At 73.7% G+C, this 23,630-nt stretch carries 22 protein-coding genes (1 of these 22 running past the window's edge); 6 read left to right on the top strand and 16 right to left on the bottom strand.

Translation table 11 applies throughout. From position 1 onward, the window contains the following. From ACNJ93_RS23885 to thyX, 3 genes are all read right to left on the bottom strand, one after another. Positions 1-184 carry the 5' portion of a ribonuclease J gene (locus ACNJ93_RS23885; RefSeq protein ID WP_418959473.1) on the bottom strand. 1,502 nt of this gene lie to the left of the window's left edge, so the window shows 184 of its 1,686 coding nt (coding positions 1-184); its start codon is at positions 182-184; its stop codon lies beyond the left edge, outside the window. Positions 185-319: 135 nt separating this feature from the next. Continuing rightward, positions 320-1,219, bottom strand: a complete 900-nt coding sequence (dapA, locus tag ACNJ93_RS23880; RefSeq protein ID WP_418959472.1) for a 4-hydroxy-tetrahydrodipicolinate synthase — start codon at positions 1,217-1,219, stop codon at positions 320-322. A gap of 208 nt (positions 1,220-1,427) precedes the next feature. Continuing rightward, positions 1,428-2,165 (bottom strand): FAD-dependent thymidylate synthase, encoded by a 738-nt coding sequence (gene thyX, locus ACNJ93_RS23875; RefSeq protein WP_418959471.1) that lies wholly within the window; start codon positions 2,163-2,165, stop codon positions 1,428-1,430. A 183-nt stretch (positions 2,166-2,348) separates the two neighbouring features. Between thyX and ACNJ93_RS23870 the strand changes: the two genes are divergently transcribed. Both ACNJ93_RS23870 and ACNJ93_RS23865 read left to right on the top strand, forming a co-directional pair. Further along, on the top strand, positions 2,349-2,588 hold the full coding sequence (locus ACNJ93_RS23870; RefSeq protein WP_418959470.1) for a hypothetical protein: 240 nt from the start codon (positions 2,349-2,351) through the stop codon (positions 2,586-2,588). A 52-nt stretch (positions 2,589-2,640) separates the two neighbouring features. Then, entirely contained in the window at positions 2,641-3,186 is a 546-nt protein-coding gene (locus tag ACNJ93_RS23865; protein ID WP_418959469.1) for a hypothetical protein, read from the top strand. 54 nt (positions 3,187-3,240) lie between these two features. Here the strand turns inward: ACNJ93_RS23865 and ACNJ93_RS23860 are convergent, their stop codons facing one another. From ACNJ93_RS23860 to eccD, 6 genes are all read right to left on the bottom strand, one after another. Then, positions 3,241-3,687 carry a hypothetical protein gene (locus tag ACNJ93_RS23860; protein WP_418959468.1) on the bottom strand — a complete coding sequence of 149 codons (447 nt, stop codon included), beginning with the start codon at positions 3,685-3,687 and terminating at the stop codon, positions 3,241-3,243. A gap of 13 nt (positions 3,688-3,700) precedes the next feature. Next, on the bottom strand, positions 3,701-4,453 hold the full coding sequence (dapB, locus tag ACNJ93_RS23855; RefSeq protein ID WP_418959467.1) for a 4-hydroxy-tetrahydrodipicolinate reductase: 753 nt from the start codon (positions 4,451-4,453) through the stop codon (positions 3,701-3,703). Positions 4,454-4,495: 42 nt separating this feature from the next. Beyond that, on the bottom strand, positions 4,496-5,875 hold the full coding sequence (locus ACNJ93_RS23850; protein WP_418959466.1) for a M16 family metallopeptidase: 1,380 nt from the start codon (positions 5,873-5,875) through the stop codon (positions 4,496-4,498). Next, entirely contained in the window at positions 5,872-8,091 is a 2,220-nt protein-coding gene (locus tag ACNJ93_RS23845) for a polyribonucleotide nucleotidyltransferase (RefSeq protein ID WP_418959465.1), read from the bottom strand. The genes ACNJ93_RS23850 and ACNJ93_RS23845 overlap by 4 nt, the downstream gene beginning before the upstream one ends. Positions 8,092-8,360: 269 nt before the next feature. Beyond that, positions 8,361-8,651: a 30S ribosomal protein S15 gene (rpsO, locus tag ACNJ93_RS23840; RefSeq protein WP_418959464.1), complete on the bottom strand. Its 291-nt coding sequence runs from the start codon at positions 8,649-8,651 to the stop codon at positions 8,361-8,363. A gap of 171 nt (positions 8,652-8,822) precedes the next feature. After that, positions 8,823-10,316, bottom strand: coding sequence for a type VII secretion integral membrane protein EccD (eccD, locus tag ACNJ93_RS23835; protein WP_418959463.1), 1,494 nt, complete (start codon positions 10,314-10,316; stop codon positions 8,823-8,825). 145 nt (positions 10,317-10,461) lie between these two features. Between eccD and eccCa the strand changes: the two genes are divergently transcribed. Both eccCa and ACNJ93_RS23825 read left to right on the top strand, forming a co-directional pair. Continuing rightward, positions 10,462-14,466 carry a type VII secretion protein EccCa gene (eccCa, locus tag ACNJ93_RS23830; RefSeq protein WP_418959462.1) on the top strand — a complete coding sequence of 1,335 codons (4,005 nt, stop codon included), beginning with the start codon at positions 10,462-10,464 and terminating at the stop codon, positions 14,464-14,466. 196 nt (positions 14,467-14,662) lie between these two features. Next, positions 14,663-14,896 (top strand): DUF397 domain-containing protein, encoded by a 234-nt coding sequence (locus tag ACNJ93_RS23825; protein ID WP_318102773.1) that lies wholly within the window; start codon positions 14,663-14,665, stop codon positions 14,894-14,896. Between the two features lie 28 nt (positions 14,897-14,924). Here the strand turns inward: ACNJ93_RS23825 and ACNJ93_RS23820 are convergent, their stop codons facing one another. The 7 genes from ACNJ93_RS23820 to eccB form a co-directional block, all read right to left on the bottom strand. Beyond that, positions 14,925-15,233 carry a WXG100 family type VII secretion target gene (locus tag ACNJ93_RS23820; RefSeq protein WP_418959461.1) on the bottom strand — a complete coding sequence of 103 codons (309 nt, stop codon included), beginning with the start codon at positions 15,231-15,233 and terminating at the stop codon, positions 14,925-14,927. 27 nt (positions 15,234-15,260) lie between these two features. Continuing rightward, positions 15,261-15,614, bottom strand: coding sequence for a hypothetical protein (locus tag ACNJ93_RS23815; RefSeq protein WP_418959460.1), 354 nt, complete (start codon positions 15,612-15,614; stop codon positions 15,261-15,263). After that, positions 15,611-16,663 (bottom strand): S8 family serine peptidase, encoded by a 1,053-nt coding sequence (locus ACNJ93_RS23810; RefSeq protein ID WP_418961506.1) that lies wholly within the window; start codon positions 16,661-16,663, stop codon positions 15,611-15,613. The genes ACNJ93_RS23815 and ACNJ93_RS23810 overlap by 4 nt, the downstream gene beginning before the upstream one ends. A 113-nt stretch (positions 16,664-16,776) precedes the next feature. Next, a complete protein-coding gene (locus ACNJ93_RS23805) occupies positions 16,777-16,899 on the bottom strand; it encodes a hypothetical protein (protein ID WP_418959459.1) in 123 nt (40 codons plus the stop codon). A 1,103-nt stretch (positions 16,900-18,002) separates the two neighbouring features. Beyond that, entirely contained in the window at positions 18,003-18,383 is a 381-nt protein-coding gene (locus ACNJ93_RS23800) for a hypothetical protein (protein ID WP_418959458.1), read from the bottom strand. A 75-nt stretch (positions 18,384-18,458) separates the two neighbouring features. Next, entirely contained in the window at positions 18,459-19,607 is a 1,149-nt protein-coding gene (gene mycP / locus ACNJ93_RS23795; RefSeq protein ID WP_418959457.1) for a type VII secretion-associated serine protease mycosin, read from the bottom strand. Further along, positions 19,607-21,061: a type VII secretion protein EccB gene (gene eccB, locus ACNJ93_RS23790; protein ID WP_418959456.1), complete on the bottom strand. Its 1,455-nt coding sequence runs from the start codon at positions 21,059-21,061 to the stop codon at positions 19,607-19,609. The genes mycP and eccB overlap by 1 nt, the downstream gene beginning before the upstream one ends. 227 nt (positions 21,062-21,288) lie before the next feature. Here eccB and eccE point away from each other — a divergent pair, with 227 nt between their 5' ends. Beyond that, complete coding sequence (gene eccE / locus ACNJ93_RS23785) at positions 21,289-22,653, top strand: type VII secretion protein EccE (RefSeq protein ID WP_418959455.1); 1,365 nt, start codon at positions 21,289-21,291, stop codon at positions 22,651-22,653. Beyond that, a complete protein-coding gene (locus ACNJ93_RS23780; RefSeq protein WP_418959454.1) occupies positions 22,650-23,366 on the top strand; it encodes a hypothetical protein in 717 nt (238 codons plus the stop codon). Before eccE ends, ACNJ93_RS23780 begins: the two co-directional genes overlap by 4 nt. Positions 23,367-23,630 lie beyond the last annotated feature (264 nt).

Below are 23,630 nucleotides of genomic sequence, written 5' to 3'. Positions count from 1 at the left end.
GATCGACGCCGGGCTGCTCCTCCTCGGGGAAGAGCACGCCGCAGTCGACGATCAGCAGTCGGCCGCCGAACTCGAAGACCGTCATGTTCCGGCCGATCTCGCCGAGCCCGCCGAGCGGGGTGACGCGGAGGCCGTTCTCGGGGAGCCTCGGCGGGGCGCCGAGTTCAGGGTGCGGATGGCTCAAAAGTCTCTCCTCACCACACGCGCCACGTACCGCTCCGGCACGTGGCGCGCGTGACATTCGTGCACTTGCTTGTCAGTCGTGATCCTCTGGATCCTGGTGATCCGAAGATCGTCTATTCAGTTGTGAAGTCTGTAGTCAGAGCTGTACCCCGCCGGCGGCCAGATCGACCTTCAGCCGGGCGGTCTCCTCGGCGGACAGCTCGAGGAGCGGCGCGCGCAGCGGTCCGGCCGGAAGGCCCTGCAGGGACAGGGCGGCCTTCGTGGTCATGACGCCCTGGGTGCGGAACATGCCCGTGTAGACCGGCAGCAGCTTCTGGTGGATCTCGGTGGCCTTCTGGACGTCGCCGCTGAGGTGGGCGTCCAGCAGGGCCCGCAGGTCGCCGGAGACCAGGTGGCCGACGACCGACACGAAGCCGACCGCGCCCACGGAGAGCAGCGGCAGGTTGAGCATGTCGTCGCCGGAGTACCAGGCGAGGCCGCTGCGGGCGATGGCCCAGCTGGCCTGGCCGAGGTCGCCCTTGGCGTCCTTGTTGGCGACGATCCGGGGGTGCTCGGCGAGCCGGACGAGTGTCTCGGTCTCGATCGGGACGCCGCTGCGGCCCGGGATGTCGTACAGCATCACGGGGAGGCCGGTGGCGTCGGCGATGGCCGAGAAGTGCCGGTACAGGCCCTCCTGCGGGGGCTTGTTGTAGTACGGCGTGACGGCGAGCAGGCCGTGCGCGCCGTCACGCTCGGCGGTGCGGGCCAGCTCGATGCTGTGGTGGGTGTCGTTGGTGCCGATGCCGGCGACGACGTGGGCGCGGTCGCCCACGGCCTCCAGGACGGCGCGTACCAGCTGCGATTTCTCCGCGTCGGTGGTGGTGGGGGACTCGCCGGTGGTGCCGTTGACGACGAGACCGTCGTTCCCGGCGTCGACCAGATGGGCGGCAAGTCGCTGGGCACCGTCGAGGTCGAGTGCGCCGTCAGCCGTGAACGGCGTGACCATGGCGGTGAGGACCCGCCCGAAGGGGGTCTGCGGAGTGGAGATCGGAGCCATGGGTAACACGCTACTCGCTGCTCAGCGCCCGGTGTCCCCTCGGGGGACGTGAGAAGGGGAGCCCGGCACTGCCTGCTCGGGGGTTCAAGCAGTGCCGGGTCCGTTTGATCAGCCTAGATGAACTTCGTGAAACGTCGCAATCCGGACACTTCGCGTGACTGATCGGACATGTGTGCCCCACAGGGCGGGATGTACGTCTCGTGCGGTCCTACGGGGCGACGCGGCCGTTCTTGTTGAAGGCGGCGTAGGTGAGCGGCATGAGCTTCGCCCAGTGCTCCTCCATCTTCTCGCCGACCATCTCGATCTCCCGCTGCGGGAAGGACGGCACGGTGGCCAGCTCGTGCTGGGTGCGCAGGCCGAGGAAGTGCATCAGGGAGCGCGCGTTGCAGGTGGCGTACATGGAGGAGTACAGGCCCACCGGCAGGACGGCACGGGCGACCTCGCGGGCCACGCCGGCGGCGAGCATCTCCTGGTACTTGGCGTACGCCTGGAGGTACGCCTCCTCCATGGCGGCGTTGGCCGTCTTGTGCTGCAGCTCGGTGCCCTCGACGAAGACGTACTTGCCGGGGCGGCCCTCCTGGACCAGCTTGCGGTCGGCCCCGGGCACGTAGAAGACCGGCTGGAGCTCCCGGTAGCGGCCCGACTCCTCGTTGTACGACCAGCCCACGCGGTGCCGCATGAACTCGCGGAACACGAAGATCGGGGCGCTGATGAAGAACGTCATCGAGTTGTGCTCGAAGGGGCTGCCGTGGCGGTCCCTCATCAGGTAGTTGATCAGGCCCTTGGAACGCTCGGGGTCCTTCTGGAGCTCGTCCAGGGACTGCTCGCCGGCGGTGGAGACCCTGGCCGCCCACAGCACGTCCGAGTCGGCGGCGCTGTGCTTCACCAGCTCCACGGTCACGTCACTGCGGAATGCGGGCTTGAGATCTGCAGGGGTGTCGCTCACCGGCGGGTGTCCTTCCATCGCGTCGCACGGGCGGCGCCCACTTTACGGGGCCGGGCAGGCCCCGGGCACGCGCACCCGGACGGGCGGCTTTCTTTGCTCAATCCGGGGAAAACGGGCACCTCACGCCGACTTCCCTCGTCTGTCCCTCTGACAGGGAAAACCACGACCTGAGGAGCGTCCTCCATGATCACCCGGCGGGAAGCCGTACCGTTCGCGTTCGTCGCCGAGGCCGACAGCTTCCGCAGTAACGTCACTCCGCCGCCGCGGGAGCGTCTCAGGCCCTCGGAGCTCGCGGGCCGTACGCTGATCGGGCTGACCGTGGTGGCCGGGCTCGTCGGCTCCCTGCTGTTCGGGATGCCGGCGCTCGGGACCGACCACTCTCCCGCCCGTCAGGCGCAGTCCGAGGCGTCCCAGGGGCGCTGAGGTAGCCTCACCGGGCACAGCCACCGAACGTGCTTGTGAGTGAGGACCTGTCGTGCCCCTGCCCTTTCTGACGGCCGACCGCGCTTTCGACGCCGAGGACGACGTCGCTCTGCCCTTCGACGACCACGACGTCTGGCGGCGGCCGTACCGGCCGGGGCCCTGGCGGGTCGGGGCGGCGGCGCTCGCGCTGCTCCTCGCCTCGTTCGTGCTGCTCGCGGCCGTGATCATCGCCGTGGCGGGGGCCCTGCCCGGCGCCGGCGTCACCTTCGGCCTCGCCGCGCTGATCATCGTCGCCGCGCTGCGGCTGCTGCGCGTGGGCACGTGGGTGAGCCAGCACGGCCTGCGGCAGGTCCGGATGCTGTCCACCACGACCCTGCCGTGGCACCAGGTCGACGAGCTGCGCACGGTGCAGCAGCCGGTGCGCTGGCTGGGCCTGCCGCGGACGGTGCAGGGCCAGGCGCTGGTGCTGGTCCGCCGGGGCGGTGAGCAGGTTCCGCTGCTCACCGACCACAGCGCCGACTTCCTCTCCCGCGTCGAGGCCTTCGACCGCGCCGCGGACAGCGTCGAGGCCTGGAACGCGGAGTACGCGGGTGCCTAGGGCCTGTCCGCCGGACACCCCCTAGGCACCCGCGTACGTCCAGCCGGGGAATCCCTACGCCGTACGGCCCTCGTGGAGGGCGATCGCGCGCTGCATCGCCTTGCGGGCGCGCGGGGTGTCGCGGGCGTCGTGGTACGCGACCGCCAGCCGGAACCAGCAGCGCCAGTCGTCCGGGGAGTCCTCCGCCTCGGCCTTGCGCCGGGCGAAGACCTCGTCCGCGGCGTCCCGGTCGATCCGGCCGCCCGGGGTGCGGGCCAGGTCGTCGACCGGCAGGCCGCCCTCGGCCTCCAGCTCCGCCGCCAGCCGGTTCGCGCGGCGCGCGAACCGGGTGTTCTGCCAGAGGAACCACGCGCCGACGCACGGCAGCAGGAACGCCACCGCGCCCATGCCCATCGCCGCCGGCTCGCCCGTCAGCAGGAGCAGGACGCCCTCCATCGCCACCACGCCGAAGACGAGCACCAGCACGGTGGCGAGGAAGAAGTAGGTGATCTTTCCGCCCATGACGCCTGCCGCCTCAGCCCAGGTCCAGGAAGTGTTCCAGGCCGAAGGTGAGGCCGGGGGTGACGGCCACGCGGCGCGCGCCGAGCAGGATGCCCGGCATGAAGCTGCTGTGGTGCAGCGAGTCGTGACGGATCGTCAGCGTCTCGCCCTCGCCGCCGAGCAGCACCTCCTGGTGGGCCAGCAGGCCCCGGAGGCGTACGGCGTGCACCGGGACCCCGTCGACGTCGGCGCCGCGGGCGCCGTCCAGGGCGGTGGCGGTGGCGTCCGGCTGGGCGCCGAGCCCGGCCTCGGCGCGGGCCGCGGCGATGAGCTGGGCGGTGCGGGTGGCGGTGCCGGAGGGGGCGTCCACCTTGTTCGGGTGGTGCAGTTCGACGACCTCGACGGACTCGAAGTACGGGGCCGCGATCTGCGCGAACTTCATGGTGAGGACCGCGCCGATGGAGAAGTTCGGGGCGATGAGCACACCGGTCTCCGGGGAGGCGGCGAGCCAGGACTTCAGCCGGTCGAGGCGGTCCTCGTTCCAGCCGGTGGTGCCGACGACGGCGTGGATGCCGTGGCGCACGCAGTAGTCGAGGTTCTCCATCACGGAGTCCGGGGTGGTCAGCTCGACCACGACCTGGGCGCCCGTCTCGGTGAGGGTGTCCAGTGCGTCGCCCCGGCCCAGGGCCGCGACCAGTTCCATGTCCTCGGCGGCCTCGACGGCCCGTACGGCCTCCGAGCCGATCCGGCCCTTGGCGCCGAGTACCGCCACGCGCAGCTTGCTCATCGCTCCGACTCTCTTCGTTCCCACGAGGTACCTACGAGGTGCCTACGCGACCGATTCCTGCAGGCGTGCCGCCTGCTTGTCCTTCAGCGGCCCCATGACGGCCAGCGAGGGACGCTGTCCCAGGATGTCGGCCGCCACCGCCTTCACGTCGTCCGGGGTCACCGCCGCCATCCGGGCGAGCATCTCGTCCACGGACATCTGGGTGCCCCAGCACAGCTCGCTCTTGCCGATGCGGTTCATCAGCGCGCCGGTGTCCTCCAGGCCGAGCACCGTGGAGCCGGAGAGCTGGCCGACGGCGCGGCTGATCTCCTCGTCGGTGAGGCCGTCCTGGGCGACCTTGTGGAGCTCGTCCCGGCAGATCCCGAGCACGTCGTGGATCTGGTTGGGGCGGCAGCCCGCGTACACGCCGAACAGGCCGCAGTCGGCGAAGCCGGAGGTGTACGAGTACACGCTGTAGGCCAGTCCGCGCTTCTCCCGGATCTCCTGGAAGAGCCGGGACGACATGCCGCCGCCGAGCGCGGTGTTCAGCACGCCGAGCGCCCAGCGGCGCTCGTCGGTGCGGGCGAGGCCCGGCATGCCGAGCACGACATGGGCCTGCTCGGTCCTGCGGTTCAGGTGCTCGACGCGGCCGGCCGTGCGGAGGGAGCGGCGGCCGGCGCGCGGGCCGACCGGGACCGCGTCCGTACGGCCCAGGGCCCCGGCCTTCTCGAAGGCGCGGCGGACCTGGCGGACGACCGTGGCGTGGTCGACGTTGCCGGCGGCGGCGACGACCAGGTGCGTCGGGTCGTAGTGCTTCTTGTAGAAGCGGGCGATCCGGTCGCGGTCGAGGGCCTCGACGGTCTCGACGGTGCCGAGGACCGGCCGGCCCAGCGGGGTGTCGCCGAACATGGTCTGCGCGAACAGGTCGTGGACGACGTCGCCCGGGTCGTCCTCGGTCATCGCGATCTCCTCGAGGATGACGCCGCGCTCGGCGTCCACGTCCTCCTGGCGGATCAGTGAGCCGGTGAGCATGTCGCAGACGATGTCGATCGCCAGCGGCAGGTCGGTGTCGAGGACCCGCGCGTAGTAGCAGGTGTACTCCTTCGCCGTGAAGGCGTTCATCTCGCCGCCGACCGCGTCGATGGCGGCGGAGATGTCGAGGGCGGACCGCTTGGCGGTGCCCTTGAAGAGGAGGTGCTCCAGGTAGTGCGTGGCGCCGTTGAGGGCCGGGGTCTCGTCGCGCGAGCCGACGTGCGCCCAGATGCCGAAGGTGGCGGAGCGCACGGACGGCAGGGTCTCGGTGACGATCCTGAGGCCGCCGGGGAGGGTGGTGCGGCGGACGGTGCCGATGCCGTCCTTGCCCTTGAGCAGTGTTTGGGTACGGGCGACGGCCCGCCCCTCCGAAGAGGGGCGGGCCGTCGTCACGGGACTACGGGACGTCACTTCTCGGTGTCGTCCTTCTCGGCCTCGGCGCCGTCCTCGTCCGCGATGACGGGGATGAGGGACAGCTTGCCGCGCTGGTCGATCTCGGCGATCTCGACCTGGACCTTGGAGCCGACCGCGAGCACGTCCTCGACGTTCTCCACGCGCTTGCCGCCGGCGAGCTTGCGGATCTGCGAGATGTGCAGCAGGCCGTCCTTGCCCGGGAGCAGGGAGACGAACGCACCGAAGGTGGTGGTCTTGACGACCGTGCCCAGGTAGCGCTCGCCGACCTCCGGCATGGTCGGGTTGGCGATGCCGTTGATCGTGGCGCGGGCGGCCTCGGCGGCCGGGCCGTCGGCGGCGCCGATGTAGATGGTGCCGTCGTCCTCGATCGTGATCTCGGCGCCGGTGTCCTCCTGGATCTGGTTGATCATCTTGCCCTTGGGGCCGATGACCTCACCGATCTTGTCCACGGGGATCTTGACCGTGATGATCCGCGGGGCGTTCGGGGACATCTCGTCCGGGGTGTCGATCGCTTCCATCATCACGTCGAGGATGTGGAGGCGGGCGTCGCGGGCCTGCTTGAGGGCCGCGGCCAGGACGGAGGCCGGGATGCCGTCCAGCTTGGTGTCGAGCTGGAGGGCGGTGACGAACTCCTTCGTACCGGCGACCTTGAAGTCCATGTCGCCGAAGGCGTCCTCCGCACCGAGGATGTCGGTGAGGGCGACGTAGTGCGTCTGGCCGTCGATCTCCTCGGAGATCAGACCCATGGCGATGCCGGCGACGGGGGCCTTCAGCGGCACACCGGCGTTCAGCAGCGACATGGTGGAGGCGCAGACCGAGCCCATGGACGTCGAGCCGTTGGAGCCGAGGGCCTCGGACACCTGACGGATCGCGTAGGGGAACTCCTCGCGGGTCGGGAGGACCGGCACGATCGCGCGCTCGGCGAGCGCGCCGTGGCCGATCTCGCGGCGCTTGGGCGAGCCCACGCGGCCGGTCTCGCCGACGGAGTACGGCGGGAAGTTGTAGTTGTGCATGTAGCGCTTGCGGGTCACCGGGGAGAGGGTGTCCAGCTGCTGCTCCATGCGGAGCATGTTGAGGGTGGTGACGCCCAGGATCTGGGTCTCGCCACGCTCGAACAGCGCCGAGCCGTGCACGCGCGGGATGGCCTCGACCTCGGCGGCGAGCGTACGGATGTCCGTGATGCCGCGGCCGTCGATGCGGACCTTGTCCTTGATGACGCGCTCGCGCACCAGGGCCTTGGTCAGGGAGCGGTACGCGGCGGAGATCTCCTTCTCGCGGCCCTCGAAGGCCGGGAGCAGCTTCTCGGCGGCGAGCTCCTTGACGCGGTCGAGCTCGGCCTCGCGCTCCTGCTTGCCGGCGATGGTGAGCGCCTGGGCGAGCTCGGTGCGGACGGCGTCCGACAGGGCCGCGTACACGTCGTCCTGGTAGTCCAGGAAGATCGGGAACTCGGCCACGGGCTTGGCGGCCTTGGCGGCCAGGTCCGACTGGGCCTTGCACAGGACCTTGATGAACGGCTTCGCGGCGTCGAGGCCGGCGGCCACGACCTCCTCGGTCGGCGCCTCGGCGCCGCCCTTGACGAGCTGGATGGTCTGCTCGGTGGCCTCGGCCTCGACCATCATGATCGCGACGTCGCCGTCCTCCAGGACACGGCCCGCGACGACCATGTCGAAGACGGCGTCCTCGAGCTCGGTGTGCGTCGGGAACGCGACCCACTGGCCCTTGATCAGCGCGACGCGGACGCCGCCGATCGGGCCGGAGAAGGGCAGGCCGGCCAGCTGGGTGGACGCGGACGCGGCGTTGATCGCGATCACGTCGTACAGGTGGTCGGGGTTGAGCGCCATGATCGTGGCGACGACCTGGATCTCGTTGCGCAGGCCCTTCTTGAAGGACGGGCGCAGCGGGCGGTCGATCAGGCGGCAGGTGAGGATCGCGTCCTCGGAGGGGCGGCCCTCCCGGCGGAAGAAGGAGCCGGGGATCTTGCCGGCCGCGTACATCCGCTCCTCGACGTCCACCGTGAGGGGGAAGAAGTCGAGCTGGTCCTTGGGCTTCTTGGAGGCGGTGGTGGCCGACAGCACCATGGTGTCGTCGTCCAGGTACGCCACGGCGGAGCCGGCGGCCTGGCGGGCCAGGCGGCCCGTCTCGAAGCGGATGGTGCGGGTGCCGAAGGTGCCGTTGTCGATGACGGCCTCGGCGTAGTGGGTCTCGTTCTCCACTAGCGGTTTCTCCTGTTTTTCGTCTTTGCGTCGCGCGCCCGTGTGGCGTGGGACGGTGCGGGAGAAGCGCTCTGTGGCGGGCCGGTCTTCGATCGAAGCACCCGGGGATGAGGGCCCGGGGGCCACTACCGAGGACCGGCGACGTGCCGGCTGCTTCTCGCGCGTGGTTGTGGCGTTGTGTGACCAGACTAATTGCCGGTCGGTACTTTGCGCACGTACAGCAAAGGGAGCGGCCCCCTGAAAGTGGGAACCGCTCCCTTCACGGCGACTTACTTGGCGCCGCCCGCCGCACCGCGGCGGATGCCCAGACGGTCGACCAGCGTACGGAAGCGCTGGATGTCCTTCTTGGCCAGGTACTGCAGGAGCCGGCGGCGCTGACCGACCAGGATCAGCAGACCACGACGGGAGTGGTGGTCGTGCTTGTGGGCCTTGAGGTGCTCGGTCAGGTCCGAGATGCGGCGGGACAGCAGCGCGACCTGGACCTCGGGGGAGCCGGTGTCGCCCTCCTTGGTGCCGAACTCGGTCATGATCTGCTTCTTCGTAGCGGCGTCGAGAGCCACGCGTACTCCTCAGGTGATTCGAAGCGCCCACGAGTGCCCCTGGTCTGCTTCTCAGGGGAGCTTCCGTGACTCGGAGGCGAAGGCACGATGGGCGCAGCCCCCGGAGTGATCTCTGGGAACGCGTACACAAACGGCCGTCACACAGCGTACCAGCCCGTGGGAGGCGTCCGGTCAGGCGGTGAGGGAGCGGGCGGTCTCGTACAGGTCGAGGACGGCCAGGCAGAGCGGGACGAGGCTCAGCAGCACCGCGCCCTCGGCGAGGTCGGTGACCCGTCCCCAGAACGGCGAGACGCCGGTGCGGGGCACGATCAGGCCGATGGCCGTGACCAGCGCCGCGCCGGCGACGACCGCCGCCGTCAGCCACAGCGTACGCAGCTCGGGCTGGTGCGCGGGCAGGTCCAGGGCGAGGCCGGTGATCAGCAGGACGAGCGCCGCGAGCCCGGCGGCGAACGCGCAGGCGACCTGCGCGGTACGGCGGAACAGCCGGGCCCGCAGCAGCAGCGCCAGGCCCGAGGCCAGGGCGAGCAGCCGCGACCAGGCGTCCGCCCCGGGGGCGAGGCTCAGCAGGGCGGCCGCGCCGACGACGACGCCGGCGCAGCCGCCGAGCAGCCCGAGCAGCAGTGCGTGGCCGCGGCGGGCCTGCCGGGCGATGCGCTCGGCGTCGACGGGGAGGCCGGTGGTCCGGTCGTAGGGGACCGGGTCGGACGGCGCGGGGCCGTGCGTGCTGGTGGCCTGGCCGTACGGGCCGGTGCCGGGGACGTACGGGGCGGCCCCGGCGAGCGGGGAGGCGTAGCCGACGGGGAGGCGGGCGAAGCGCGCGGACAGTCCGGGCAGGAAGGCGACCAGGCCGAGGGCGGCCGGGGCGCAGACGGCGGCGGCCGCGGTGCCGGACGCGCCGGTGAGGATCGCGGCGAAGGAGGCCAGGGTGCCGGTCACGGCGAGGACGACGGCCGCGACGAAGGGCGCGTCGCCGTCCGGGAGCAGCGCCACCAGGACGACGGAGGCGACGAGGACGGTCACGCAGCCGAGCAGGAACTGCAGCCGCCCCGGGCCCTCCCCCGGGTGCGGGGCGACGAGCCCGGAGCCGGCGAGCATCAGCAGCGGCAGCGCGGCCAGGCCGACGGCGACGGCGGAGCCGCCGTCCTCGTACACCCGGGCGCGGACGGCGGCGAAGGCGGTCAGCAGCACGCCGAGGACGCCGGCGACGAGCCCGGGCAGGCCGTGCATGTCGTGCCGGACCGGCTCGGCGTACCAGAGGACGGGGGCGAGGAGGACGAGCAGCAGCGCGCCCGCGCCGAGGCCGGCGGCGCGCAGCGCCCGCGGGCCCCACAGCCGGCCGTCGCGGGTCACGGCGGCGGCGACCGCGTCGGCGACGTCGTCGAAGACCGGCGGCGGCAGGGACCGGGCGAACGGGCGCAGGACCAGCAGTTCGCCGTCGAGGACCCGCTGCTCGGCGAGCGTGCGGGCGCCGTCGAGCACGGTGCCGTCCGTGCGGACCAGGTGGTGGCCGGTGGGCGTGCCGGGCGGCTGGGGGCGGCCGACGAGGCGGAGGACCTCCGGGTACACGTCGGCGACGGGGAGATCCGCGGGGAGCGCCACGTCGACGCGGACGTCCGGAGCGACGACGGTGACCCGGCAGTAGCCGGTCGGTGCGGTCGTACTCACTGCGGCCCCCTGGTTCGCGGTCGTTCGCGGTCGCGCACGTTGCGCGCGTCACCCTACCGGGGGCCGGCGCGGCGTCCGGTCAGTAGGATCGCCCTCCCGTCTCCGCACGCCAAGCACGAGGGATTCACGAGGGATTGATGCTCCGGTGAGCCAGATCGTGGTCAAGCGCCCGCCGCGGACGTTCCCGCCGGAGGTCCCCGGCGGAGAGCTGATCCTGCAGCCGCCGCCGGAACTCCCCCGCCAGGAGAGCGAGTCGTTGCTGATGCAGCTGCTGCCGCTGCTCGGCATGGGCGCGTCGGCGGTGTTCTTCTTCCTGCCGGGCGCGCATCCGTTCCTGCGGGTGATGGGCGTGCTGATGGTGGTGTCGACGCTCGCCACGGCGGTCGCGCAGTGGGTGCGCCACCGGGGCGGCGCGCACGGGCAGGCGGCGGAGGCGCGGCGGGACTACCTCGCGTACCTGGCGCGGCTGCGCCGCACGGTGCGGCAGACGGCGCAGCGGCAGCGCGACGCGCAGCTGTACCTGCACCCGGCGCCCGACCAGCTGTGGGCGGTGGTCGCCGAGGGCAGGCGCGTGTGGGAACGGCGGGCCGGGGACCCGGACTTCGGGCAGGTACGGATCGGGCTGGGCGCCCAGCGCCTCGCGACGCCGCTCGTCGCGCCCGACACCGCGCCGGTGGACGAACTGGAGCCGCTGTGCGCGGGTGCGCTGCGGCGGTTCCTCGCGGTGCACGGCGCGCTGGAGGGGCTGCCGGTGGCCGTCGCGCTGCGCGCGTTCCCGCGGCTGACGGTGTCGGGCGAGCCGGAGGCGGCGCGGGCGGCGGTCCGGGCGCTGGTCTGCCAGCTGGCGACGCTGCACTCCCCCGACGACCTGGTGGTCGCGGTCGTCGCGGGGCGGGGCACGGCGCCGCTGTGGGACTGGGTGAAGTGGCTGCCGCACGCGCAGGCCCCCGGGCTGTTCGACGGGGCGGGCACGCGGCGGCTGTTCGAGGACGACTTCGGGGAACTGGAGGAGATCCTGCGCCCGGTGGGGCGGCTCGACGGACGGCCGCGGTTCGACCGGGACGCGCCGCCGCTCCTCGACCGCCCGCACGTCGTGGTGGTGGTCGACGGGGCCGCGGTGCCGCACGACTCGGTGTGCTCGGGGCCGGAGGGCCTGCAGGGCGTGACCGTGGTGTCCCTGGGCGAGGGCGGCGAGCCGTGGCGCTCGGGCGGGCTCGTGGCGGAGGTCCTGCCGGGTCTGCTGCGGCTGGACTCGGGGCAGGGCGTGGCGTACGAGGGCGTCCCGGACGGGATCTCGCTGCCGGCCGCGGAGGCGCTGGCCCGGCGGCTCGCGCCGCTGCGGACGGGCGGGGACGACGGTGAACCGCTGCTCGCCGACCTGGACTTCGCCGAGCTGCTCGGCCTCGACGACGCGGGCGCCGCCGCGGAGGTGGCGGCCCGGTCCCGGCGGCCGCGGCCGGCGGCGGAGCGGCTGCGGGTGCCGATCGGGGTCGGCGAGGACGGGCAGCCGGTGCTGCTGGACCTGAAGGAGGCGGCGCGGGGCGGCATGGGCCCGCACGGGCTGTGCGTGGGCGCGACCGGCTCGGGCAAGTCCGAGCTGCTGCGCACGCTGGTGCTGGGCCTCGCGGTGACGCACCCGTCCGAGACGCTGAACTTCGTGCTGGCGGACTTCAAGGGCGGCGCGACCTTCGCGGGCCTGGCGCGGCTGCCGCACGTCGCCGCGGTGATCACCAACCTCGCGGACGACCTGACGCTGGTCGACCGCATGGGCGACGCGATCCGCGGCGAACTGCAGCGCCGCCAGGAGCTGCTGCGCGCGGCCGGCAACTACGCCGGCATCCACGACTACGAGCGGGCGCGGGCGGCGGGCGCGGCGCTCGAACCGCTGGCCTCGCTGGTGCTGGTGATCGACGAGTTCTCCGAACTGCTGAGCGCGCGGCCCGAGTTCATCGACATGTTCATCCAGATCGGCCGGATCGGCCGCTCGCTGGGCGTGCATCTGCTGCTGGCCTCGCAGCGGCTGGAGGAGGGCCGGCTGCGGGGCCTCGACACGTACCTGTCGTACCGGATCGGGCTGCGCACGTTCTCGGCGGCGGAGTCGCGCACGGCGCTGGGCGTCCCGGACGCATATCACCTGCCGTCGGTACCGGGTTCGGGGTATCTGAAGCACGGCACGGACGAGATGGTGCGGTTCAAGGCGGCGTACGTGTCGGGGCCGTACGGCACGGGGCGGCGCGGTCCCGCGGCGCCGGCCGGGGGCGTGGCGCGGCCTGCGCTGTTCACGGCGGGCGCGGTGCCGGTGGCGGCGCCGTCGGCGCAGGGGGACGGGGCGCTCGGGGGCGCGGGGGCGGGCGGCGTACGGCTTGACGCCGGCGCGGGCGGGGACGGGGACGACGGCGCTTTCACGGAGACCGTGCTGGACGTGGTCGTGCGTGGCCTGGAGGGGCAGGGGGTCCCGGCCCACCGGGTGTGGCTGCCGCCGCTGGACCGCGCGCCGGCGCTGGACCGGCTGCTGCCGGGCGTCGCGCGGACGGAGGACCGGGGGCTGACGGCGACGGGGTACACCCGTCCGGGCGGTCTCACGGTGCCGCTGGGCCTGGTCGACAAGCCCTTCGAGCAGCGGCGCGAGGTGCTGTACCGGGACTTCGCGGGGGCGGCGGGCCACCTGCTGGTGGTCGGCGGACCGCAGTCGGGCAAGTCGACGCTGATGCGGACGCTGGTCGCGTCGTTCGCGCTCACGCACACGCCGCGGGAGGTCCAGTTCTACGCGCTGGACTTCGGCGGCGGCGCGCTGGCGGGCCTCGCGGAGCTGCCGCACGTCGGCGGGGTGGCGTCACGGCTGGACCCCGAGCGGGTGCGGCGGACGGTCGCGGAGGTCGCGGGCGTGCTGAACCGGCGCGAGGAACTGTTCCGGGCGCGGGGCATCGACTCGATGGCCGCGTACCGGCGGCGGCGGGCGGCCGGGGAGCTCGCGGACGAGGCGTACGGGGACGTCTTCCTGATCGTGGACGGCTGGGGCGCGTTCCGGGGCGAGTACGAGGCGCTGGAGCCGGTGGTCGCGGACCTGGCGGCGCGGGGCCTGGGGTACGGCGTCCATGTGGTGCTGACGGCCTCGCGGTACATGGAGGTCCGGGCCGGGATCAAGGACCAGCTGCTGAGCCGGCTGGAGCTGCGCCTCGGGGACGTCATGGACTCGGAGTTCGACCGGCGGGTCGCGGAGAACGTGCCGGCGGGCGTGCCGGGGCGGGGGCAGGTGCCGGAGAAGCTGCACTTCATGGCGGCGGCGCCGCAGCTGGGCGATCCGGGGGCGCACGAGGTGTCGGCGGGGGCGGCGGACCTGGTCGCCGCCGTGCGGGACGCGTGGACGGGCCCCGCCGCCCCGGCGGTACGGCTGCTGCCGCAGCGGCTGCCCGCGGAACGACTGCCGAAGGGCTTCGAGTTCCCGGAGCGGGGCGTGGCGATCGGCATCGACGAGGCGGAGCTGGCCCCGGTGTTCGTCGACTTCGAGACCGAGCCGTTCCTCCTGGTCCTCGGGGACGGCGAGTCGGGGAAGACGAACCTGCTGCGGCTGATCGCGCGGCGGATCGCGGAGCGGTACGCCCCGGACGAGGCCGCGATCGTGGTCGGGGACTACCGGCGGACGCTGCTCGGCGAGGTGCCGGAGAGCCATCTGCTGGAGTACGCGGCGACGGGGGACGCCCTGGCCACGCACATGGAGGCGCTGGCCGGCGTGTTCGAGCGGCGCCGGCCGCCGTCGGACGTCACGCCGGCGCAGTTGCGGGACCGGAGCTGGTGGTCGGGGCCGCGGGTGTTCGTGCTCGTCGACGACTACGACCTGGTGGCGACGAGCGCGGGCAATCCGCTGGCCGGTCTCGCGGACCGGCTGCCGTTCGCGCGCGACGCGGGCGTGCGCTTCGTCGTCGCGCGGAGCACGGCGGGGGCGTCACGGGCGTTGTACGAGCCGTTCCTGCAGCGGATGACGGAGCTCGGCGCGCAGGGCGTGCTGCTTTCGGGCGACCCGTCGGAGGGCGAACTGCTGGGCTCGGCCCGGCCGCGTCCGCTGCCCGCGGGACGGGGCGTGTTCGTGGCGCGGCGGGGCGGGGCGCGGCTGGTGCAGACGGGCTGGCAGCCGGTGCGGAGCGGATCTTAGGGGCTGCGGGGCGCGGGCGGGGCGGGTTCCCGATGAGCGGTTCCCGAAGGGCGGGGACGGGGCAGGATGCAGGACCGGAGCGCCGATAATGCGAGCGCACGAGGTTGATGTGACGTGACGTGACGCGCACGACGCGGGTGATGCGCGTGACGTCACGGCGGGTACGACAGGCACGACGAAGGGGACGGCTGCGGGGATGGGTACTCAGCAGGAGAAGGACGAGCTCTACGCACTGGACATCAGCGGCGTGGAGTGGCACGGCGCGCCCGGGACCAGCCCCGACGAGGAGCGCGTGGAGATCGCGTACCTGCCGGGCGGGGCGGTGGCCATGCGGTCGTCGCTGGACCCGGAGACGGTGCTGCGGTACACGGAGGCCGAGTGGACGGCGTTCGTGCTCGGGGCGAAGGACGGCGAGTTCGACCTGAGGTGACGGAAGGGCCCCTGGAGGGGGCCCTTTCTCAGTGCGCCTCGGTGAAGAGGCGCGAGGCCTTGACGTCGGTGGAGCGGTAACTGTCCTTGCCCTGCTCGACGATGCGGGCCACGGAGTCGAGGCGGGCACGCATGTCCTCGGCCCGCTTCCGGTACTTGCGCTGCAGGATCTCGTACTCGCGGTACGCCTCGCCGTCCCAGGTCCCGGTGACGATCCGGAGGGCGGCGTCCATCTCTTCGAGGTCCTGGACGATGTTGCGGGAGACGGTGCGGATGCGGTTGGCGATCTCCTGGACGCTGCTGTAGCGGACCTTGGTGTTCTGGTCGATGCCGGACATGGGGGCTGCTCCTGGGGTGCGTGCGGGTCAGAGGCCGTTGAGGGCGGAGTGCTGCGCGGGGGCCGCGCCGGAGGTGCGTGCGGAGGCGAAGGCGCGGCGGACGTCCTCGTCGTTGGCGTTGCTGAGGTTCTTCGTCTCGCCGACGGCGTGCAGGAGGACGCCGAGGAGGCGGCGGATGGTGTCGTGGTCCTCGTTCAGCCGCGACTGGGCCTGCTTGAACCCGACGGCCCCGACGCCGGTCCAGCCGGCGCTGCAGGTCTCGAGGATGTCGGCGAGCTCGCGGGCCTGACGGGTGACGGCGTTGCCGGTCTCCATGATCTTGTTCTTCGCCTGGACGACGGGGTCGTCGGCGAGCCCGAAACCGGCGGAGGGGGTACTCATGGGTGCTCCTTGGGGTGACGTCGGAGGAGGACGATGACGAGACCGCCGCCGAGGACGGCGACGACGAGGAGGGCGGGCCACAGCGGAAGCCCGCGTGGGGGTTCGGGCGGTGCGGGGTGCGGCGCGGGCCTTGGCGCGTGGTCCGACGCGCGGTCCGGCGCGGCGGGGGCCGTCTGGCTGCGGGCGGGGAGGAGGGGGTGGACGTCGGGGTCGCCCGGGTCGCCCTTGCCCTCCAGGAGGACCTGGGCGGGGCGGACGGACCCGTAGCCGATGTACCGGCTGGGCACGGGCCCCTCGTGCCCGGCGGTCTGGAGCATGACGCGCAGCACTTGGTTGCCGGTCCACTCCGGGTGGGCGGACCAGATGAGCGCGGCGGAGGCGGAGGCGATGGCGGTGGCGTGGCTGGTGCCGTCGAAGGCGCAGTACCGGGTCTTGTCGGCGGTGCAGCGGCCGGGCATGTCGACGCCGGGGGCGGCGAGGGCGAGGTGGTCCCCGTGGTTCGAGAACCCCGCCCGCCGCCCGTCCCGCCCGAGCGCCCCGACGGCCACGACCCCGGGAATCGCAGCGGGATACTGCGCCACGCCACTCCCGTCGTTCCCGGCCCCCGCGAAGATCAGCGCGCCTTTGCGCAGGGCGTAGTCGACTGCGGCTTGCCATTGGGGGCGGTCGGAGGGGCGGGCGGTGCCGCCCATGGAGACGTTGATGACTTTCGCGCCGTGATCGGCGGCGTACCGGATAGCTGCAGCGGCTGACTGCGCGATGCCGAAGCTGTGCTTGTCGCCGACTCGGAGGGGGAGAATCATTGCTCCCGGAGCGAAACCAGAGACGCCACCGTTCGCAGCATCGCCTGCAATGGTCAGCGACATGTTCGTGCCGTGGCGCTCCTCGTCAAGGCTGTCCGTCCGCCCTCGCCCGAGTCCCTCGTAGAAGTCACGACCCGAGAGCACCTTGCCGCGTAATTCCGACACGGTTGCATCAACGCCGGTGTCGACGACCGCAACCGTGATGCCGCGCCCGGTGGCAACCTTCCACAGCCGGTCGGACCGCATAGCGTCCAAGTACCAGTGCTCAGTGCGCAGATCCTCTGCCCATGTAGCAGGAGCCGAAGCAAGGGCCACGGCGGCCAGGATGAGCCCGGCCAGGTGACGCATCATGCTGGCCCCTACTCGATGACGGGCGGCACGACATTGCGCTGGCACTGGGTCCACGTCTCCTCGTCCTCGGTGAGGTAGGCCGGGCGTCCGGCGGATGTCTGCCGCTCCCCGACAGCGGAGGGGGGTGTCATGGGTGGGAGGAAGGCCGAACCACCGGCCGTATACGGCGTACGCGCAGAACTTGGCATCCCGTCCGGCAAACTCGTCGGGCGGCGTCCGCCTCCGGAACCCGGGACGGCGTTCGTCGGTGGGCCCACCATCGGGACGGGACCCTCGACTCCGAAGACATTGCCGACGGGCGCCCTCTGCATCCGAGTAACTCGGGAGGACGGTAGGTGCGCGCTTCCGCGGAGGTCTCTACCACTGTGGGACCCCACAGCCCCGGGCCCGTTGGGGCTGATTACGGCAGCCGTGGGAGCCACAACGGGAGAGTCGTTGAGGGCCTGAGGTGCAGCGCTGGGCTGAGGTGCCGTGGTCGGCTCCCAGCCTGCTACTGCACCTGGATGAGCAGAATTGAGCGTCGTCTGTGCCACGGGTGAGTACGACTCCCCCTGGCGCCCCGTAGGCGTCCAAGGCTCACCCTCGCCAGATGCCGTCCAGTGCGTAAGGGGGATCGCCTCCGGTGCCTCTGGCGGCGTCACGAATGCTCCTGGAACTGTCGCCGACGACGACCCGTCGAATGAGTCCGCAGTACCTCCGTTCCGTGCGGCGTACGGGCGCTCCATGTCATCGAAGCCGGCACTGCCGATCGGGCGGAAGCGGGGTTCCTTCGCGTTGTCCAAGCGTTCCTTGGCTACGCGGTAGTGGGACGAGAGGCGTTCCATTTGGTGGATGGCTTCTTGGAGGTGGGGGCCCGTTTCGGCGGCCGCTCGGGCGGCTTCCTGGGCCGGGTCGGCCAGGCACGTGCCGGTGGGTCGGGGGAGGGAGGCCTGGGCTTCTCGTAGGGCCTGGCCGGCGGTGGTCAGTTGTTGGGCGGCGGTTTTCGTGTAGTCGCCCAGCAGCAGGGTCTGGGCGACCAGGTCCGCGCCCCAGGCGCGGAACGCGTCGCCCGCGGCGCCTTCCCAGGAGACGCGGCCGATGTAGTGACGGAGGTCCTTCGCGATCTCCGCGAGCTTCGGCGCCGCCTTCGCCAGCGCCTCGCCCGTCGTCGTGAGTTCACCCGGACGGGCGAAGGCGATCATCGCGTACAGCGCGTCCAGAGGTGTGCCGTCGAATTCCTCGCGCATGGTTCCGCCTAACTGAAGCCGCCGGTCGCGACCGTCTCGGTGCCCTTCGCCGGCGCGACCGGGAGGCCCTGCGCGTACTGCTCGCGCGCGCGGCGCTGGAGTTCGGCGAAGCGGCGCCTCAGGTCCTCGTCCACGTCCGCGTAGCCCCGGTCCGCGATCTGGATCGCGATGCCCATGGACTCGATCGTGTCGCCGAAGGTGCGGGACAGGGCCTCCAGCCGCGCCCTGACCCTGCCGTACGAGGCGTGGAGTTCCGTCGCGGCCGCGAAGCCCTGGCCGTACGCCTCCGCCGCCACCCGGCTGTCCGCGAGGCGCCGGGGGTTCGCCGGTGAGCGGTCCAGCTCGCTGAGCAGCTGTTCGATGCGTGTGCGGAAGCTCTGAAGCGTCACCGCACCGACTTCCAACCGGTTCCCCACCGTGGCCCCCTCGTCACACCTGCGAATGAGGCGGCCACCATAGCCAGTTCAGGAGCGGCGCTTCCGACGTCGGCTGTCCCTCAGGACCTTGCTCGCGCCCGCCACGAGGGCCACCAGGAGCCCGCCCCCGGCCACCGCGTACGCGGCCAGGCGGGTGTCGCGGTCCCGGCGGTCGCCGCCCGCGCCGAGCGGCGCCGGGTCCGCCAGGACGCGGGTCCCGCCGGCGCGTACCGGATCGGCGCCGCCCATCGCCCGTACGGGGTCCACGACGCCCCAGCCCAGGTCGTCGTCCCGGCCGTCGCCCTCGCGGTCCGCCGTCGCCTGGATGCGGGCGACGACCTGCGGGGCCTTCCACTCCGGGTGCTTGGCGCGCAGCAGGGCGGCGAGCCCGGCGACGTACGGCGCGGAGAAGCTCGTCCCGCTGTCCACGCACTGGCCCCCGCCCGGCACGGTCGAGACGATGTCGACGCCCGGCGCCGCGACGCCGACGAAGCCCCCGGGCTGGGAGAACGCGGCGCGCCGGCCGTCGCGGTCGGAGGCGGCCACCGCCAGGACGCCGGGGAACGCCGCCGGGTAGGTGTTCCTGAGCCGGCCGTCGCGGCCGTCGTTGCCCGCCGAGGCGACCACGACGACGTCCGCCGCCGTCGCCCGGGCCACGGCGCGGCCCAGCGGGGAGTCCTGGGCCAGCGGCCGGGAGGTGTCCTGCGAGATGTTGATGACGTCCGCGCCCTGCGCGATCGCGTGGTCGATCGCCTCGGCCATCGCGTCGGCCGCGCCGCTGCTGCGGCCGTCGGTCTGCCGGATCGGGATGATCGTCGCCTCGGGCGCGAGGCCCACGAACCCGGTGCCCGCGCGCGGGCGCGCCGCGATGATGCCGGCCACCTTCGTGCCGTGGCCCGCCTCGTCGACGGTGCCGTCCGTCGCGCCGACCAGGTCCTTGCCGGCCGCCGCGTCGACGGCGTCCCTCAGCTGCGGGTTCACGTCGTCGACGCCGCTGTCGACGACCGCGACCCGCACCCCCGCGCCCTTGGTGTCCTGCCACAACTCGTCGAGCAGCACCCGCTGCAGGGGCCAGGGCGTGCCCTCCGTCAGCCGGCCGGGGAACCGGCACTCGCCGTTGCCGGCCACGTCCGTCGTCACCGGCGGCGGCCACGCCGCCAGCAGCAGCGCCGCGAGCACCGCCGCCCCGCTCCTCATCACGAGCCCTGCGGGCGGCGCGCGCCGTCCGTGTCCAGGCGGGGGCCCTGTGACAGGAAGTCCGTCCAGGCGGCCGGCACCCGCACGGGGGTCACGTCCTCGTAGCCCAGCCGCACGCGGGCCTCCTCCCCCAGGGCGTACCGCAGTCCGGTGTCCGTCACCAGGAAGAGGGAACCGTCGGCGTCGGTCAGCAGGCCGCTGCCCGGGGTGACGTACGTCGCCGGGCCGGCCGGGCCGATCTCCGCCGGGTACTCCGGTCCGGCCCACACCCACTGCGTCGTACGGCCCTGCGCGCCGCCCGGCCCGAGGACGCTGCACACGGTGTCGCGCGCGCCCTCGCCGTCCGGGGTGTTGACCTGCCGGACACGGGCGGCCGGCCACCGGTGTCCGGCGCCGAAGGCGGTCGCGTCGGGCGGGAAGTCGGCGGCGCCGACCTCCGCCGGGCGGCCGTCCATGTCGAGGGGCTGCGTCTGCGGGGAGTTGACCAGGAGCCAGGCGGTGAAGTCGCTGACCGGGCTGACCTTGCCGGGCAGGACGACGTAGTGCTGCGGGCCCGCGCCGGTGCCGGAGCGCAGGACCATGCCGACCCGGTCCTCCGTCGCGCTCAGGCCGCCGCCGACGCCCGCGGGCGCGCCGATCCGGCCGGGCAGTTCGGGGAAGTCGACGGGGCTGCCGGTGCGCAGGGTGGCCAGCCAGTCGTCGGTGACGGGCTGCGGCGCGCGGTTCACGCCGACGAGGACGGTGGCGAGGTGGTCGGCGTCGCCGGGGCCGCCGCGCAGGAGGTACTTCGTGCCGGTGTGGTCGACGAGGTAACGCTGCGCGCCCTTCTGGCCCTTGACGTACAGCGCCTCCCCCGGCGCCAGCCTGCGGTCCGGTCCCTCCGTGCGGCCGAAGTCCCGCTCCGCGAGGACGAACGCGGCCTTCTGGACGCTGCCGCGCGCTCCCCCGCCGCCCGGCTGGACGCACACGGCCCAGCGCTTGGCGCGGCCGGCCTCGTCCGGGGCGGGCAGCCGGTCGGGGGCATAGGGGATGCCGAGGATCGGGCCGCGCGGCGGGCGGCCCGCGTCGAGGACCTCGTCGTCGACGTACACGACCTCGAAGGCGCGCGGGTCGAGCAGGAGCCGGGCGGAGGCGAGGTTGAGGACGGGGTGGAGGAGCGTGCGGCGATGCTCGCCCCGGCCGGTCGTCAGCACGACGTAGCGGGTGGTGGACTGCTTGCCGACGACCACCTTCGTGCCCGGGGTGTCCCAGCCCTTGGGGGCCTTGGGCGCGAGCATCCCCCAGGCGCCGAAGCCGGCGAGCAGCAGCGCGGCCGTGACGAGTCCGGGGACGACCGCGCGCAGCGGGGCGGGCGCGCCCTCGTCCGTGCCGGCGGGCGAGGGGCGGAGGAACGCCGCCAGGGTGCGCTTCTTCGCGAAGGTGTACGCGCTCAGCTCGTCCCGCCGTGCCGCCATGGGTCCCCGTTCCCCGTCTCCGCCCGGTCCTCGCCCCGTGTCCGCCGCGCCGTCGCCCCGTCCGGCGCGTTCTCCGCCGGGCCGCGCCGGGGCCGGTGACGGCGCCGGGCCCCTACTATGCCCTCCGACCGGCCCGTTGTGCGGAGCGGGTACGGTGACCGGGCGCCGGCCGGGGCGTCGAAGCCCCGGCGGGCCGGGGCGATCGGGACGACTTCGGGGGATTCGGCATGGCTTTCGCGACAGGGACGCGGCCGGGCGAGGCCGCGGCTCCGCCCGCCCCGTCCGCCCCGGGCACGCCCGGTCCGGCGGTCCGCCCGCCCGTCCCGCCGGCCTCCGCACCGCCCGCACCGGCCTCCTCCCCGGCGTCGCCGGGCGGGCTCGTGCTCCGGCCCGTCGCCGGGCCCGGGCGGCCGGGCTCGTTCCGATTGCAACAGCTCGTCCTGCTCCAACTGGCCGCCGCCCTGCTGCTCGTGGCCCGCGCCGTCGACCCCCTGCTGCTCGCGCCGGCGGGCGTCGTCGCCGGTGCGCTGGTGCTGCTCGCCGTGGCGCGCCGCCGCCGGCGGGCGCTGCCGGAGTGGCTGGCGACGGCGCTCGCGTTCCGGGCGCGGACCCGGCGGGCGGCGACGGCCGCCGTGCCGGCGGGGACGGACCCGGGCCTCGCGCCGGTCGTGGAGTGCAGTCCGGCGCTGCGCACGTACTCGTTCGGCGACGACGCGGGCGACTCGGCTCGGGAGCGGCGGCCGGTCGGGCTGATCGGCGACGAGACGTTCCTGACCGCCGTCGTCCACGTGGAGGCCGACCACGGCGCCCTCCGGCGGGCGCTGCCGCTGCCGGTCGGGCTGGTGCACGAGGCGCTGGACGCGGACGGGATCCGGCTGGAGTCGGCGCAGATCGTGCAGCACACGCGGCCCGCGCCGCCGGCGTCCGACGGCTCCGTGGCGTCGCGCAACTACGCGCCGCTGCATGCCCTTTCGGGCACGCCCGCGCTCCGTCTCACGTGGATCGCGCTCAAGCTCGACCCGGAGCTGTGCCCGGAGGCCGTCGCGGCGCGCGGCGGCGGGGCGCTCGGGGCGCGGCGGTGCGTCGTACACGCCGCGGACCGGCTGGCGAGCCGGCTGGCCGGGGCCGGGTTCCGGGCCGCCGTACTGACCGAGCAGGAGGTGACGGCGGCGCTCGCGACCTCGGCCGGCGCGGACGCGCGCGCCCTGGCCGAGCCGGTACGGGGACGGGCGCGGGCCCCGCGGACGCGGGAGACGGCGCGGACCTGGCGGTGCGACGACAGCCTGCACACCACGTACGCGGTCGACCGCTGGCCGCGCCTCGACGGCGGCGCGGCGCCGGGGCCCCTGGCGCGGCTGTCCGCGCCGTCCGCCGCCGCGACGACGTTCAGCCTCACGCTGAGCGGCGGCGACGGGCGGGAGGCCGTGGTGGCCGGGCACGTACGGGTCACGGTGCGCGAGGAGGCGGGCCTGCGGGCGGCGCGGCGCGAACTGGAGCGGGCGGCACGGGAGGTGCGGGCCGGGCTCGTGCGCCTGGACCGGGAGCAGGTGCCGGGCATGCTGGCGACGCTGCCGCTGGGAGGGGCGCGATGAGGTGGCCGGCCGGCCTGGGGCGCGGGCTCGCCGGGCCGCGGCGCGGGCGGCACGCCGTACCCGTGGACCGACTCGGCCTGCTGGCGCTGCCGTTGGGCGACGACGGGGTGGTGATCGGCGTGGACCCGGACGGCGGGCCGGCCGTGCTCGGGCTCAACAGCCCCGCCCCGTACGCCGTCACGCTGGTCGGCGGCCTGTGGACGGCGCAGGTCCTCGCGCTGCGCGCCGCCGGCGCGGGGACGCGGGTCGTCGTGGAGACGGGCCGGGCGGCGGAGTGGGAGGCGCCGGCGCGGGCCGCGGGCGACGAGGACGGTACGCCGCGGGTGACGGTGCACGGGGTGGGGCGGGTGCCGCCGCCGGGCGCGTCGGCCGACCGTCCCGTGCTCGTCGTGCGGGACTGCGGGACGCGGCCGCCGCGCGGGCGGATCGCGGCCGCGCCCTGGCAGGCGGTGCTGACGCTGCTGCCGCATGTGAGTCCCGTCGCACCGGGGTTGATGCGGACGTCGGAACTGGTCGGGGTGCAACGGGTCTCTCCGGACGAAGCGGAACAGATCGGCTGGATCATGGGCCTTCCGCCCACGGAGACCGACGCGTTGCCGACGCTGGCGGACGGCGTGACGCTGTGGTGCACACCACGCGACCGGCGGCTGGCGATGACCCGGCCCACGGACGCGGAGTCCGGACTCCTGGGCGCCGCACGCCGGATGGACTGACGCCCCGCCCGCGCGGACGTTCCCGTGGACCGGATCCGGCCCGCGCCGGACATTCCGTGGACCGGATCCCGCCCGCGCGGACGCCCCCACGGCCTCGCGCCGGGGAGGCGGAGGGTCACTCGCGAACGACGGACAGGTCACGGTCATGTCCGGGACAGGACCCGGGAGACCGGCTGCCCTGCCGCACTGACACCCTTGACGTTTAGGGTGGGAGGGTGCGGGAGCCGGGCGGATCCGGACCGGACCGGAACATGGAGCGGTCGC

It is taken from the genome of Streptomyces tritici (assembly GCF_048500665.1).
GTDB classification, from domain to species: domain Bacteria; phylum Actinomycetota; class Actinomycetes; order Streptomycetales; family Streptomycetaceae; genus Streptomyces; species Streptomyces tritici.
The sequence above is the reverse complement of the archived record's forward strand: the minus strand, read 5'-3'. Positions and strand labels throughout refer to the sequence as shown.

Excerpts from the sequence above, each read along its gene's own strand:
- dapA (WP_418959472.1), bottom strand. The coding sequence starts at position 1,219 with ATGGCTCCGATCTCCACTCCGCAGACCCCCTTCGGGCGGGTCCTCACC.
- ACNJ93_RS23870 (WP_418959470.1), top strand. The coding sequence starts at position 2,349 with ATGATCACCCGGCGGGAAGCCGTACCGTTCGCGTTCGTCGCCGAGGCC.
- ACNJ93_RS23860 (WP_418959468.1), bottom strand. The coding sequence starts at position 3,687 with ATGGGCGGAAAGATCACCTACTTCTTCCTCGCCACCGTGCTGGTGCTC.
- dapB (WP_418959467.1), bottom strand. The coding sequence starts at position 4,453 with ATGAGCAAGCTGCGCGTGGCGGTACTCGGCGCCAAGGGCCGGATCGGC.
- ACNJ93_RS23825 (WP_318102773.1), top strand. The coding sequence starts at position 14,663 with ATGGGTACTCAGCAGGAGAAGGACGAGCTCTACGCACTGGACATCAGC.
- ACNJ93_RS23820 (WP_418959461.1), bottom strand. The coding sequence starts at position 15,233 with ATGTCCGGCATCGACCAGAACACCAAGGTCCGCTACAGCAGCGTCCAG.
- ACNJ93_RS23815 (WP_418959460.1), bottom strand. The coding sequence starts at position 15,614 with ATGAGTACCCCCTCCGCCGGTTTCGGGCTCGCCGACGACCCCGTCGTC.
- ACNJ93_RS23810 (WP_418961506.1), bottom strand. The coding sequence starts at position 16,663 with ATGCGGTCCGACCGGCTGTGGAAGGTTGCCACCGGGCGCGGCATCACG.
- ACNJ93_RS23805 (WP_418959459.1), bottom strand. The coding sequence starts at position 16,899 with ATGACACCCCCCTCCGCTGTCGGGGAGCGGCAGACATCCGCCGGACGC.
- mycP (WP_418959457.1), bottom strand. The coding sequence starts at position 19,607 with ATGAGGAGCGGGGCGGCGGTGCTCGCGGCGCTGCTGCTGGCGGCGTGG.
- eccB (WP_418959456.1), bottom strand. The coding sequence starts at position 21,061 with ATGGCGGCACGGCGGGACGAGCTGAGCGCGTACACCTTCGCGAAGAAG.
- eccE (WP_418959455.1), top strand. The coding sequence starts at position 21,289 with ATGGCTTTCGCGACAGGGACGCGGCCGGGCGAGGCCGCGGCTCCGCCC.
- ACNJ93_RS23780 (WP_418959454.1), top strand. The coding sequence starts at position 22,650 with ATGAGGTGGCCGGCCGGCCTGGGGCGCGGGCTCGCCGGGCCGCGGCGC.